The 13,200-nt window shown below is 67.2% G+C and carries 11 protein-coding genes; 8 read left to right on the top strand and 3 right to left on the bottom strand.

Annotated features, from left to right (window positions below; all coding sequences use genetic code 11):
* Entirely contained in the window at positions 1-471 is a 471-nt protein-coding gene (gene ybaK, locus GO591_RS09105) for a Cys-tRNA(Pro) deacylase (protein WP_157156525.1), read from the bottom strand.
* Complete coding sequence (glgX, locus tag GO591_RS09100) at positions 472-2,517, bottom strand: glycogen debranching protein GlgX (RefSeq protein WP_157156524.1); 2,046 nt, start codon at positions 2,515-2,517, stop codon at positions 472-474.
* Between the two features lie 45 nt (positions 2,518-2,562).
* Here glgX and GO591_RS09095 point away from each other — a divergent pair, with 45 nt between their 5' ends.
* On the top strand, positions 2,563-3,714 hold the full coding sequence (locus GO591_RS09095; RefSeq protein ID WP_157156523.1) for a cysteine desulfurase family protein: 1,152 nt from the start codon (positions 2,563-2,565) through the stop codon (positions 3,712-3,714).
* Between the two features lie 115 nt (positions 3,715-3,829).
* A complete protein-coding gene (gene mnmA, locus GO591_RS09090) occupies positions 3,830-5,023 on the top strand; it encodes a tRNA 2-thiouridine(34) synthase MnmA (RefSeq protein ID WP_198295448.1) in 1,194 nt (397 codons plus the stop codon).
* Here mnmA and GO591_RS09085 read toward each other — a convergent pair.
* Entirely contained in the window at positions 5,010-5,288 is a 279-nt protein-coding gene (locus tag GO591_RS09085; protein WP_157156522.1) for a 2TM domain-containing protein, read from the bottom strand. The genes mnmA and GO591_RS09085 overlap by 14 nt on opposite strands.
* Positions 5,289-5,411: 123 nt before the next feature.
* Between GO591_RS09085 and ligA the strand changes: the two genes are divergently transcribed.
* The 6 genes from ligA (at position 5,412) to gatB (ending at position 13,162) form a co-directional block, all read left to right on the top strand.
* Entirely contained in the window at positions 5,412-7,682 is a 2,271-nt protein-coding gene (gene ligA, locus GO591_RS09080) for an NAD-dependent DNA ligase LigA (RefSeq protein ID WP_232466117.1), read from the top strand.
* A gap of 195 nt (positions 7,683-7,877) precedes the next feature.
* Positions 7,878-9,194, top strand: coding sequence for an alpha/beta hydrolase (locus GO591_RS09075; RefSeq protein WP_157156521.1), 1,317 nt, complete (start codon positions 7,878-7,880; stop codon positions 9,192-9,194).
* A gap of 46 nt (positions 9,195-9,240) precedes the next feature.
* Positions 9,241-9,729, top strand: a complete 489-nt coding sequence (locus GO591_RS09070; RefSeq protein WP_157156520.1) for a hypothetical protein — start codon at positions 9,241-9,243, stop codon at positions 9,727-9,729.
* Positions 9,730-9,804: 75 nt separating this feature from the next.
* Complete coding sequence (gene gatC / locus GO591_RS09065; protein WP_157156519.1) at positions 9,805-10,104, top strand: Asp-tRNA(Asn)/Glu-tRNA(Gln) amidotransferase subunit GatC; 300 nt, start codon at positions 9,805-9,807, stop codon at positions 10,102-10,104.
* The gene (gatA, locus tag GO591_RS09060; protein WP_157156518.1) at positions 10,104-11,648 is read left to right on the top strand and encodes an Asp-tRNA(Asn)/Glu-tRNA(Gln) amidotransferase subunit GatA; all 1,545 of its coding nucleotides are present in this window, start codon (positions 10,104-10,106) and stop codon (positions 11,646-11,648) included. The genes gatC and gatA overlap by 1 nt, the downstream gene beginning before the upstream one ends.
* Entirely contained in the window at positions 11,648-13,162 is a 1,515-nt protein-coding gene (gene gatB / locus GO591_RS09055) for an Asp-tRNA(Asn)/Glu-tRNA(Gln) amidotransferase subunit GatB (RefSeq protein WP_157156517.1), read from the top strand. The genes gatA and gatB overlap by 1 nt, the downstream gene beginning before the upstream one ends.
* Positions 13,163-13,200 lie beyond the last annotated feature (38 nt).

Genomic DNA, 13,200 nt, shown 5'->3' with positions numbered 1-13,200 from the left:
TTACCGCGCGATGTCGGCGACGACCGCCCCGGTCACCGCGACCAGATCAGCCGGAGCGACCTCGATGTCGAAGCCGCGGCGCCCGCCACTGACGAACACCGTGTCGAACAGCTCGGCGGTCTCGTCAATGACCGTCACGTGCCGCATCTTCTGCCCGACCGGGCTGATCCCGCCGACCACGTAACCGGTCCGGCGTTCGGCCAGCGCCGGGTCCGCCATCGCGGCCTTCTTGCCGCCCACAGCTGCGGCGAGGGCCTTGAGGTCGAGTTTGCCCGTCACCGGCACAACCCCGACGACGAGTTTTCCGTCCACGTCGGCGAGGAGTGTCTTGAACACCCGGTCCGGGTCAAGCCCGAGCGCGGTGGCGGCTTCCATGCCGAAGTTGGACGTCGCAGGGTCGTGCTCGTACTCGTGCGGCGTGAACGGTATGCCCGCCGCGTGCAGCGCGACCGTCGCCGTGGTCGATGCCATTCAGTGCGCCCGGAACAGTTGCATCGAGGTGCCCGCCAGCGTCAGTTCACTGCCAGGACCGTGCTCGAGGGCGGCTGCGGACAGGTCGTCGCGCGCCGAATCCCACAGCAGCGTGTACGAGCTCACGCCCTCATGCTCGGGCAGCGTCACCGTGACGTCCTGCTCGAGTCCGTGCACAACCAGCAGGATCCGGTTGGAAGATTCCTCCTCCGGCGTTGACGCGGCGAGGTATTGCACGGTGCGTTCGGCGGGGGAGTCCCAATCCTCGTCGGCCATCGACAAGCCCTGTTTGTTGTACCAGTCCATCTGGGTCGCGCTCGGCACGGTCTCGCCGAACTTGCCGAACCGCACCGGTCTCAGGGCGGGGTTCTCGCGGCGCAACCGCAGCAGTGTGCGCGTGATCTCGTGCAGGTCCTGCTGCCAGTCCTCGCGCTGCCAGCTCAGCCAGGTCAGCTCGTCGTCGTGACAGTAGGCGTTGTTGTTGCCACGCTGCGACCGGCCGAACTCGTCGCCGGCGGTGAGCATCGGCACGCCGGCGCCGAGCAGCAGGGAGGCGAGCAGGTTGCGCATCGCCTTCCGCCGCACGCCCAGGATGGCGGCATCCGTCGTCGGCCCCTCCAAGCCGTGATTGAACGACCGGTTGTCGTTCGTGCCGTCGCGGCCCGCTTCGCCATTTCCCAGGTTGTGCTTGGCGTTGTAGGCGACGAGGTCGGCGACGGTGAAGCCATCGTGCGCGGTGATGAAGTTGACGCTCGCGAGCGGGCCGCGCTCGTCGGTGAACACGTGCGCGGATCCGGCCAGACGCCGGGTGAACGAGCCGATGCCCTCGCTGGCTTTGCCGTGATCGCGGGCGGAGGCGATGTCAGTGAGCCAGAATGAGCGCATCCGGTCGCGGTAGCCGTCATTCCACTCGAGGTACCCGGTCGGGAAGTTGCCCGACTGCCAGCCGCCCATGCCGACATCCCACGGCTCGGCGATGAGCTTGACGTCCTGCAGGTAGGGGTCGTCGCGGATCTCAGTGAGCAGCGGATGCTCCGGCTGGAACTCGTGGCGCTCGTCACGGCCGAGCGTCACAGCCAAATCGAACCGGAAACCGTCGATCTGCACCTCGTTCGCCCAGTAGCGCAACGAATCGAGCACCAGTCGCTGAGCGGCCGGCACCGAGAAGTTCACCGCATTGCCACAGCCCGTGGTGTCGATGTAGTTGCCGGCGTCGTCCTGGCGGTAGTAGCTGGCGTTGTCAATCCCGCGGAGGCTCGAGGTGGGGCCGCCACGGCCTTCCTCGGCGGTGTGGTTGTAGACGACATCGAGCACGACTTCGAGGCCGGCCTCGTGCAGCAACCGCACCATGCCCTTGAACTCACGCAGCACCGCACCCGTGCCGCCGTTCTGGGCTTCGGCGGTCGCGTAACCGCCGTGCGGGGTGAAGAAGTTGAGGGTGTTGTACCCCCAGTAATTGACCAATCCCTGCTTGATCAGGCGCTGTTCGCTCACGGACTGGTGCACCGGCAGCAGCTCCACCGTGGTCACACCCAGATCCTTCAGGTAGGCGATCGTCGCCGGGTGCGCGAGACCGGCGTAGGTGCCACGGAGTTCTTCCGGGACATCCGGATTCAGCTTCGTCAGCCCCTTCGCGTGGGCCTCGTACAGCACGGTGTGGTCGAGCGGAATCCGCGGTTTCTGGATGCCGCCCCAGTCGAAGTCTTCGTCCTGCACGTAACTGCGCCAGTTACCAGTCGGAGTGCGCACCAGCCCGCGGGCGTAAGGATCGAGCAGGTCGAGGCTGTCGTCGAACGCATGCGTCGGGCCCTCCGGGCCGGACACCCGAAGCCCGTAGCGCGCGCCGGGCACGAGCGAGCGGGAGCGGCCGACCCAGACGCCGTGCGTATCCCGAGCCATCGGGATAATGCGGCTCACCCAGTCCGGGTCCTTCTCATCGAACAGCACCAGCCGCATCCCGGTGGCATGCTCGCTCCAGACCCGCAGTTCGCCACCCCGAGAGGTGTGCCGGACGCCGAGAGATCGCAGAGGGTCGGCGGCGGACATGAGACCTAGAGTAGTAAACAGCCACGACAGGCCCTGACGAAGCACATGCCTATCTACCTTGACCACGCCGCCACCTCGCCGATTCGGCCCGAGGTTCTGAGCGCCTACACGCAGGCGCTCGGTCTCGTCGGCAACCCCGCGTCGATCCACAGCCAGGGGCAGAACGCGAAGCGGATGCTCGAGGAGGCTCGCGAGCAGGTTGCCATCTCGCTCGGGGCGGAGACGATCGAAGTGGTGTTCACCTCGGGCGGCACCGAGTCGGTGAACCTGGGGATCAAGGGCCTGTACTGGGCGCGCAAACCGCGTCGCCGCATTCTGGTCACCCGCGCCGAGCACCACGCCACCATCGACAGTGTCGAGTGGCTGGAGAAGTTCGAGGACGCGGAGATCGAGTGGATTCCGGTGGATGAGACCGGCCGCATCCGCCTGGACGCGCTCGAGGCGGCGCTCGCCGACGACGTTGCCCTGGTCACGATCCTCTGGGCGAACAACGAGGTCGGCACGATTCAGCCGATCGATGAGGTGGTCGCCCTCGCGGCGCGCCACGGGGTTCCGGTCCACGTGGACGCGGTCGCCGCCTACGGCTACCTGCCGATCGCCTTCAGCGGCTCGGGCATTGCGGCGCTCAGCGTCTCGGCCCACAAGATCGGCGGTCCGGTCGGCACCGGCGCCCTGCTGGTGGCTAGGTCGGCGAAGGTCGAGGCGCTCCTGCATGGCGGGAACCAGCAGCGTGCCCGGTCCGGGACGCAGGATGCCGCGGGCGCCGTCGCGTTCGGAGTGGCCGCAGCCACCCTGCCCGACCCCGCACCGCTGCGGGTGCTGCGTGACCGGCTGATCGACGGTGTGCACCAGGCGGTGCCGTCGGCGATATTGCGCGGTGACCCGGTGAATCGCCTGCCGGGCAACGCGCACTTCACCTTCCCAGGCTGTGAAGGCGACTCGCTGCTGTTCCTGCTCGACATGGCCGGGTTCTCGGTGTCGACCGGCTCGGCCTGTACGGCCGGGGTGCCCGAGGCATCCCATGTCCTGATGGCGATGGGCCTCTCGGAAGCGGATGCCCGTGGCGCGCTGCGGATGACCCTAGGGCCGGAGACGACCGCGGAGGAGATCGACGCATTCCTCGCCGCGCTGCCCGCCGCGGTCGAGCAGGCGGGCCGTGCCGGACTCGCCGAGCGGACGCCGGTTCTCGGACACTAGCCGACGACCGCCTCAGCCGACGACCGCCGTCGCAGGCTCCGGCGGCGCTGGCGTCGCGGATCGCTGCGCGATCCCTTTTGCTCCAGCGCGCAGTTCGAGCGCCTACACTATCCGGGTGAAAGTTCTGGCGGCAATGAGTGGCGGAGTCGACTCCGCGGTAGCTGCCGCGCGTGCGGTCGAAGCAGGGCACGACGTCGTCGGCGTGCACCTCGCCCTCAGCCGGATGCCCGGCACCCTCCGCACCGGCAGCCGCGGCTGCTGCACCATCGAAGATTCGATGGACGCGCAGCGGGCCGCGAACATGATGGGAATCCCGTTCTACGTGTGGGACTTCTCCGAACGCTTCAAGCTCGACGTCGTCGACGACTTCATCGCCGAATACTCCGCCGGACGCACGCCCAACCCGTGCATGCGCTGCAACGAGAAGATCAAGTTCGCAGCGCTCCTCGAGAAGGCAGTCGCGCTCGGGTTCGATGCGGTCGCCACCGGTCACTACGCAAAGGTGGTGACGGATGCCGCGGGCAACCGCGAGCTGCACCGCGCGAGCGCCTGGGCGAAGGACCAGTCCTATGTGCTCGGTGTGCTGACCAGTGAGCAGCTGGCCCACTCCATGTTCCCGTTGGGGGAGACCCCGTCGAAGGCCGAGGTGCGCGCCGAGGCAGCCGACCGCGGATTCAGTGTCGCGAACAAGCCGGACAGCCACGACATCTGCTTCATCCCGGACGGCGACACGCGCGGCTGGCTCGCCGACAAGGTCGGTGCCGAGCCGGGCGCGATCCTCGACCGCGACGGCGAGAACATCGGCACCCACGAAGGCGCCCACGCCTTTACCGTCGGCCAGCGCAAGGGCCTCAACATCGGCTTTCCCGCTGCGGACGGCAAGCCCCGCTTCGTGCTCGAAGTGCGTCCCAAGTCCAACGAGGTCGTCGTCGGACCCCGCGAGGCGCTGGATGTCGCGCTCATCGCCGGCCGCAAGTTCAGCTGGGCAGGGCTCGGACCACTCGAGTCGGGCATCATCGCCGACGAGTTCGATGAATTCGACTGCGACGTGCAGATCCGTGCGCATGCCGACCCGGTGCCCGCGCGAGCCCGCCTGTCCCGGGTGAACCTCGAGGACTACGCCGTCGGCGCCGAGCAGATCTCCGCGTCACGCAGCGCCCAGACCAGCTCAGAATTCGAGCTGGTGGTCACGCCGACCGAGCCGTTGAACGGTGTCGCGCCCGGCCAGACCGCGGTGGTCTACGTCGGCACCCGGGTGCTCGGCCAGTGCACGATCGACCGCACGGTTTCAGCCGTCAGCGTCGGCTGAGTTTCTCCACCTCGGCGTCGATGTCCTGCTCGGTGATGACGCCGAGTCGCGGGCCGTAGGCTTCGAAGCCGGACACGACAACCCCGATCCCGATGCCGAACATGACCCAGCCCGGCCAGAAGTACTGCGTTATTCCGGTGAAGTACCAGACCGCAATGGCGAGCGCAGAAATCGCCACCCAGACGATGAGGATCTGCTTGAAATCCTGCCTGGCTTTGATCCGCTTCCGAGCGTAGGCGCGAAGCTCATCGGTCGGTTCGGTCACTGGTTCCCCCTGTTGTCTGTGAGCACGGCTGTCTGTGAGCACGGCTGTCTGTGAACACGGCTGTCTGTGGACACCTCGGAGCATATCGGGATGGGTGTCGCCGCCTGTTCGTAGACTGACGGGGTGGCAAATGCGAGCATCGCCGAGCAGGGCGGCCAGTACACCCTTTCCGAACTTGAAGCGGCCCACGCCGAAGCCGAGAGGCTGACCACCCGGATCCTCGAGCTCCGCGACGCCTACTACGAGCGCGACGAGTCGCTGGTCTCGGATGAGGAATACGACTCGCTCATGCACCGGCTGGAAGAGCTGGAGCGCCTCTTCCCCGAGCTGCAGGGACAAGACAGCCCGACGCAAACCGTCGGCGGCCGAGCGCAGACCCTGTTCGACCCGGTCCAGCATGCCGAACGGATGCTCAGCCTCGACAACGTGTTCAGTATCGAGGAGTTCCTGGCCTGGGCCGCGCGGGTCGAGCGCGACTCGAGCCGCCCGGTCGACTACCTCTGCGAGCTGAAGATCGACGGGCTCGCGCTCAACCTCCGCTACCAGAACGGCGTCCTGGTCACCGCGGCCACCCGCGGCGATGGCGTCACCGGTGAAGACGTCACCGAAAATGTCGCCTTCATCCCCGGCATCCCGAAGCGGCTGACCGGCGAAGGACACCCGCCGATCGTCGAGGTGCGCGGCGAAGTGTTCTTCCCGGTCGAGGCGTTCCGTGAGCTGAACGCCGAGCAGGCAGCGGCGGGAGAGCGCGTCTTCGCGAACCCGCGGAACGCGGCATCCGGAAGCCTGCGGCAGAAGTCCGAGGGCAAGACCGCGGCCGGGCTGCAGCTAATGAAGAACCGGTTGACCAGGCTGCGGATGCTCGTGCACGGGATCGGCGCCTGGCGCGGTTCCGATGGAAACGGTCCAACACTCGAGAGCCAGTCCGAGGTGTACGCGCAGCTCGCGGAGTGGGGGCTGCCGACGAGCACGCATTTCAAGGTCACGCAAAGCGCTGCGGATGCCGCGGCGTTCATCGAGCACTTCGGTGAGCACCGGGCCAGCGTCGAACACGAGATCGACGGCATCGTGATCAAGGTCGACGAGCTCGCGCTGCACGACGAACTCGGGTCCACCAGCCGGGCGCCGCGCTGGGCCATCGCCTACAAGTACCCACCCGAGCAGGTGAACACCAAGCTGCTCGACATTGTCGTCAGCGTCGGCCGCACCGGCCGGGCAACCCCGTTCGCGGTGATGGAGAAGGTGCGCGTGGCGGGCAGCGAGGTGCGCCAGGCCACACTGCACAATCAGGATGTCGTCAAGGCCAAGGGCGTGCTCATCGGCGACACCGTCGTGCTGCGCAAGGCGGGCGACGTGATCCCCGAGGTCCTCGGACCGGTGGTCGAACTGCGCGACGGCAGCGAGCGCGAATTCGTGATGCCGGCGGACTGCCCGGAGTGCGGCACACCGCTGCGGCCGATGAAGGAGGGCGACATCGACCTGCGCTGCCCGAACGCGCGCAGCTGTCCCGCCCAGGTGCGTGGCAGGGTCGAGCACATCGGCAGCCGCGGGGCGCTCGATATCGAGGTACTCGGTGAGGTGTCCGCCGCAGCGCTGACCCAGCCGGATGTCCCCGCCGACCCGCCGCTGGAAACCGAAGCGGCCTTGTTCGAGCTCACCCTCGAAGACCTGCTGCCGATCGAGGTTGTGGTTCGCGACTCGGAGACGGGCATGCCGAAGCTCGAGGAAGACGGCACCGCGCGCCGCCGGGCACCATTCCGCCGCAACCCGTCCGCCGCAGAGAAGAAGCAGGGGATCACCGGCCTGCAGCCGTCATCTGCTGCGGTCAAACTGCTCGACGAGCTCGAGAAGGCGAAGACCAAACCGCTCTGGCGGATCCTCGTGAGCCTCAACATCCGCCACGTCGGCCCGGTCGCGGCTCGCGCCCTGGCTGCGCACTTCGGCTCGCTGGACGGCATCCGTGGCGCTGCCCGCGATGAGCTCGCCGAGGTTGAAGGCGTCGGCGGCATCATCGCCGATTCCGTGCTTGCCTGGTTCGAGGTGGACTGGCATCTCGAGATCATCGACCGCTGGACGGCCGCGGGGGTTCAGTTCTCCACGCCGGGCCATCAGGGACCCGGGCAATCGGCGAACGCCGACGGTCCGCTCGCCGGGCTCACCGTCGTCGCGACCGGATCGCTCGAGGGGTACTCGCGTGAGGGTGCGCAGGAGGCGATCATCGCTGCGGGCGGTAAGGCGGCGTCCAGCGTGAGCAAGAAGACCGACTTCGTCGCTGCCGGCCCCGGTGCTGGGTCCAAGCTGACCAAGGCCGAGCAACTCGGCGTTCGGATCATCGACGCGGCGCAGTTCAAGCTGTTGGTCGAGGGCGGCCCATCCGCCCTGGACGTCGAATAATGACCAACAAGGTGTCCAACTCGTAAATTCTTCTCATTCCGGCTGATTGCTCCCTTAGAATCAGAATCGCGTGTCGCCCTGTATCAGGGGAAAGGGCGTCCGCGAGCGAGGAGCAATCGCCCACAAATGCTGTTCGAATTCGCAGCGTTAGCACTGACCTCGGGGGTTTTCGGAGGGCCCACCGAGGTATTTCGCGTGCCGGAAACCAGCAGCGCGCTCGTCATCGAGCAGGTGATCGAATCGCCCCAGCAGACGATGTCGCTGGGTGTGACGCCACAGGGCGCGAAGCCCCAGGACACGATGTCGCTGCTGCGACGCACCGATCTGCCGCTCTCACGGATGACCGGCGGTGCCTTGCTCAGCGGCCTGTCGACGTTGAACAACGTCGAGCTGCACTCATTCGCGGCGAACAATCCGTCCTCGCTCGCCTCCCTGCTGGTCACCCCGCCCAAGGCCGGCGTCGTGGCCGGCTGGTGGAACACCTTGCCCACAGAATCCAAGGTCGTCCTGACATCCGCGGCGCCCGAGATCGTGGGCAACCTGAACGGCGTTCCGTATGCGTTCCGGGATGTCGCGAACCGCACCTTCCTGAACCAGACGATCGACCGGCTCACCGCCGAACTCGAGAACGGCGTCGGCCGCAGCCAGGCAACCGTGCTCCGCGATCGACTGAACACTCTGAACGAGATTGAAAGCGCGCTCGGTTCCGCGCAGGCGCGACCGATGCGCGAACTGGTCTCCCTCAGCGTGGGCGATGAGCCCACCGCCGCAATCGCGCTTGGCGACCTCGACAGGGCCGACTACGTCAGCTACCTGATTCCCGGCATGTTCTTCGGTGTCCAGGCGCAGATCGGTGAGTGGGTCGACACCGCCGCGGGACTCTACGTGGAACAGACCAGCTGGCTGCGACTGTTCAGCGAGGTCGGCAGCGCGGAAGCAAACAAGACCGTCGCCACGGTCGCCTGGATCGGCTACCAGACCCCGAACCTGCTGAACGTCGGGTCGCTCGATCTGGCCGATAAGGGCCGCGACGCACTCACCGCCACCGTCCAGGGACTGCAGGCCTCGCGGGGCGCGGAGCAGCCGTTCGTCTCGATCCTCGCTCACTCCTACGGGTCGACGGCCGCGCTGATGGCGCTCGCCCAGGACGACCTGACCGTCGACGCCCTCGCCCTGGTGGGTTCTCCGGGCGGGCCGGCCGAGTCCGTCGCTGACCTGAACGTGCGCGGTGAGGTGTTCGTCGGCGAAGCCGGCTGGGACCCCATCCCCAACAGCGCGTTCTTCGGCCGCGACCCCGGCGCGGCTTCCTTCGGCGCCGAGAAGATGAGCGTCGCGGGTGGCTTCGACCACATTGCCCATGAGAAGCTCAAGGCAGCGACCGGCCACAATGAATACTTCGGCACCGGCACGGAGTCGCTCCGAAACCTGGCGTTGATCGGCATCAACCAGGGTCAGCTCGTAACCCGAGGCGACCCGGCCGATGAAGCCCGCACGCTGGCGCTGCTGCGGTAACGCGCCGCAGTGATAGCCTGACCGCACTCCGGCGCGGATGGATCCAATGAACGCTCGACTTATTGCGGTGCCAATGGCGGCACTGTCGCTTCTCGCGCTGTCCGGCTGCGCTCTCGCCGGGGGCTCCGGACTGAGCGCGGATGAAGCGCGCGACGCCTTCAAGCTGATCCTCGACGAGACCCAGACGGCGGTGGGCGGCGAGTGGGAGATCCGCGATGACCCGACCGCGCGCGGATGCACCCTTCCGCTGTGGGTGGATGGTGAGCGGTTCCCCGCCCTCCGGATCAGCCCTCAGCCTGAAACGGACGGCGCTACTGCAAGCGATACCTCCAGCGATATCGCCAGCGACCCCGCGAGCGATGCCGTCGAGACCGTGCGTGCTGTCTGGAAAGACCTCGGGCTCAGCGTCGAGAGCGCCACGGTCGGCAAGGCGACCGAGTTGCAGGCGACCGGCGAACACGGTGAGGCGCTCATTTTCCGCGTCTCCGACAACGTGATGACCCTGCAAGGAGAGAGCGAGTGCCGACCGGACTAGTGGCGCCGGTCATCTTCGGGGTCGGCCCCATCGGTAGACTTGGCCGGTACCCCCAGCCACCAAGCACGGAGCGGAATGTCTGACATCACCACGGACCAGGTCGCCCATCTGGCGAATCTCGCCCGGATCGATCTCACCCACGAGGAGATCACCAAACTCACCGCAGAACTCGTTCAGATCGTGCACGCGGTCGAGACGGTGACCGAGGTCGCCACTCCGGATGTGCCGGCGACGAGCCACCCGGTCGCCCTGCAGAACGTCTTCCGCCCCGACGTTGTCGGCGAGACCTTGACCACGGAGCAGGCGCTCTCGGGTGCTCCCGAGCACGACGGCAGCCGCTTCACGGTATCGGCGATCCTGGGGGAGGAGCAGTAATGAGTGACCTCACTCGAATCACCGCCGCGGAACTCGCGACGAAGCTGGCATCCGGCGAGGTCACGTCGGTGGACGCCACGCGTGCGCACCTTGACCGCATCGCCGCGGTGGACGCTGACGTCCACGCGTTCCTGCACGTCAACGACCAGGCGCTCGAGACCGCAGCCTCGATCGACGAACGCCGGAAGGCCGGCGAGCAGCTCCCGGCTCTTGCGGGTGTTCCGGTTGCCATCAAGGACGTGCTCTGCACGGTCGACATGCCCACCACTGCGGGTTCGAAGATCCTCGAGGGCTGGGTGTCGCCGTACGACGCCACCGTCGTCGCACGTCTGCGTGCCGCCGGGATGGTGCCGCTCGGCAAGACCAACATGGACGAGTTCGCCATGGGATCCTCGACCGAGCATTCGGCGTATGGCCCGACCCATAACCCGTGGGACCTTGACCGGATCCCGGGCGGCTCCGGCGGTGGCTCGGCTGCCGCTGTCGCGGCCTTCGAGGCACCGCTTGCCCTCGGTTCGGACACCGGTGGAAGCATCCGTCAGCCGGCCGCCGTGACCGGCTCGGTCGGCATGAAGCCCACCTACGGTGGCGTTTCCCGCTACGGCGCGATCGCGCTCGCGTCCTCGCTCGACCAGGTCGGCCCGGTGTCGCGCACCGTGCTCGACTCCGCGCTGCTGCACGATGTCATCGGCGGGCATGACCCGCGCGACAGCACGTCGCTGACCGACAAGTGGCCGAGTTTCGCGGATGCCGCGCGCTCGGGCCAGACCGGTCACGCGCTGAAGGGCCTCAAGGTCGGCGTGGTCAAGGAGATCGCCGGCGGCGAAGGCTTCCAGGCTGGGGTGAGCCAGCGTTTCCAGGAGGCGCTGGACGCGCTCAGTGACGCCGGGGCCGAGATCGTCGAGGTCAGCGCCCCGAACTTCGAGTACTCGATTGCCGCCTACTACCTGATCCTGCCCGCGGAGGCGTCGTCGAACCTGGCACGGTTCGACTCGGTGCGCTTCGGCCTGCGCGTCTCACCGGACGGTGGCGGCACCGTCGAGCAGGTCATGGCTGCCACCCGCGAGGCGGGCTTCGGCGACGAGGTCAAGCGACGCATCATCCTCGGCACCTACGCCCTGAGCGCCGGCTATTACGACGCCTACTACGGCAGCGCGCAGAAGGTACGCACGCTGATCCAGCGCGACTTCGACGCCGCGTTCGCCAAGGTCGACGTGCTGGTCTCGCCCTCGGCGCCGACCACCGCGTTCAAGCTGGGCGAGCGGATCGATGACCCGCTGGCGATGTACCTGAACGACCTGACCACGATCCCGGCGAACCTCGCCGGAGTGCCCGGGATCAGCCTGCCGATCGGGCTTGCGCCCGAGGACGGGCTGCCGGTCGGCATCCAGTTCATGGCTCCGCAGCGCGAGGATGCCCGGTTGTACCGGGTCGGTGCGGCGCTCGAGCAGCTGCTTGAGCGCAAGTGGGGGCACACCCTGATCAGCCAGGCACCTGACCTGGCCTACGGCGAGATGTTTGCAGCAACGGAGGGTGCGCTCTGATGGCCAAGGCCGACCTGATGGATTTCGACAAGGCACTTGAACTGTTCGAGCCGGTGCTCGGCTTCGAGGTGCACGTCGAACTGTCGACCCAGACCAAGATGTTCTCGGATGCGCCGAACCCGGCAGCCGCGGAAAGCGTTGCCGCTCAGCCGAACACCGCGATCACCCCGGTGGACCTGGGACTGCCCGGGTCGCTGCCGGTGATCAACGAGCAGGCCGTCCGCTACAGCATCTCGCTCGGACTCGCCCTCGGCTGCCAGATCGCGCCGTCGAGCAAGTTCGCCCGCAAGAACTACTTCTACCCGGACACCCCGAAGAACTACCAGATCAGCCAGTACGACGAGCCGATCGCCTTCGAGGGATCGGTCGAGGTCGAACTCGGCGACGGCCGGATCTTCCAGATCCCGATCGAGCGTGCGCACATGGAAGAGGACGCCGGCAAGCTGACCCACGTCGGCGGGTCGACCGGTCGCATCCAGGGCGCCGAATACTCGCTGGTCGACTACAACCGCGCCGGTGTGCCGCTGGTGGAGATCGTCACGAAGCCCATCTTCGGAGCCGAGCACGACGCACCGGCACTCGGTGCCGCTTATGTGTCCACGATCCGTGACATGGTGCGTTCGCTCGGCATCAGCGAGGCCCGCATGGAGCGCGGCAACCTGCGCTGCGACGCGAACGTGTCGCTGCGTCCGCGCGGCCAGGAGAAACTCGGCACGCGCACCGAGACCAAGAACGTGAACTCGTTCCGTTCGGTTGAGCGTGCGGTTCGTTATGAGATCCAGCGTCAGGCGCACATCCTCGCGAAGGGTGGCACCATCACGCAGGAAACCCGTCACTGGCACGAGGACAGCGGCACCACCTCGCCCGGCCGTCCGAAGAGCGACGCCGACGACTACCGCTACTTCCCGGAGCCGGACCTGCTGCCGGTGGTTCCGAGCAAGGAACTCGTCCACGAGTTGCGTGCGGCTCTCCCCGAGCAGCCGGTCGTAATGCGACGTCGGCTGAAGGCCGACTGGGGCTTCGCTGAGCAGGAGTTCCAGGACATTGTCAATGCCGGTCTCCTCACCGAGGTGCGGGAAACCACGGAACTCGGTGCGGCCGCACTGCAGGCTCGCAAGTGGTGGATGGGTGAGATCCTGCGCATAGCCAACGCGCGCGACGTGGAACCGGCGTCGCTGATCACCCCGCACCATGTCTCCGAGCTGATCGCTCTCGTGGAATCCGGTGACCTGACCGACCGTCTCGCCCGCCAGGTGCTTGAGGGCGTCATCGCCGGTGAGGGATCGCCCGAGGATGTCGTCAAGGCTCGCGGACTCAAGGTCGTCTCCGACGACGGTGCGCTTATCGCCGCCATCGACGAGGCGCTTGCCGCTCAGCCGGATGTGCTCGAGAAGATCCGCGATGGCAAGGTACAGGCTGCCGGTGCGGTGATCGGTGCGGTCATGAAGGCGATGAAAGGCACTGCGGATGCCGCGCGCGTTCGTGAGCTCGTGCTCGAGCGTGCCCAATCCTGAGCCGTCAATCCGGCTTCGGCGCTTGTCGCGCCACTAGA

The organism is Diaminobutyricimonas sp. LJ205, assembly GCF_009755725.1.
GTDB lineage: Bacteria > Actinomycetota > Actinomycetes > Actinomycetales > Microbacteriaceae > Ruicaihuangia.
This window is presented reverse-complemented; position numbering and strand designations above follow the sequence as displayed.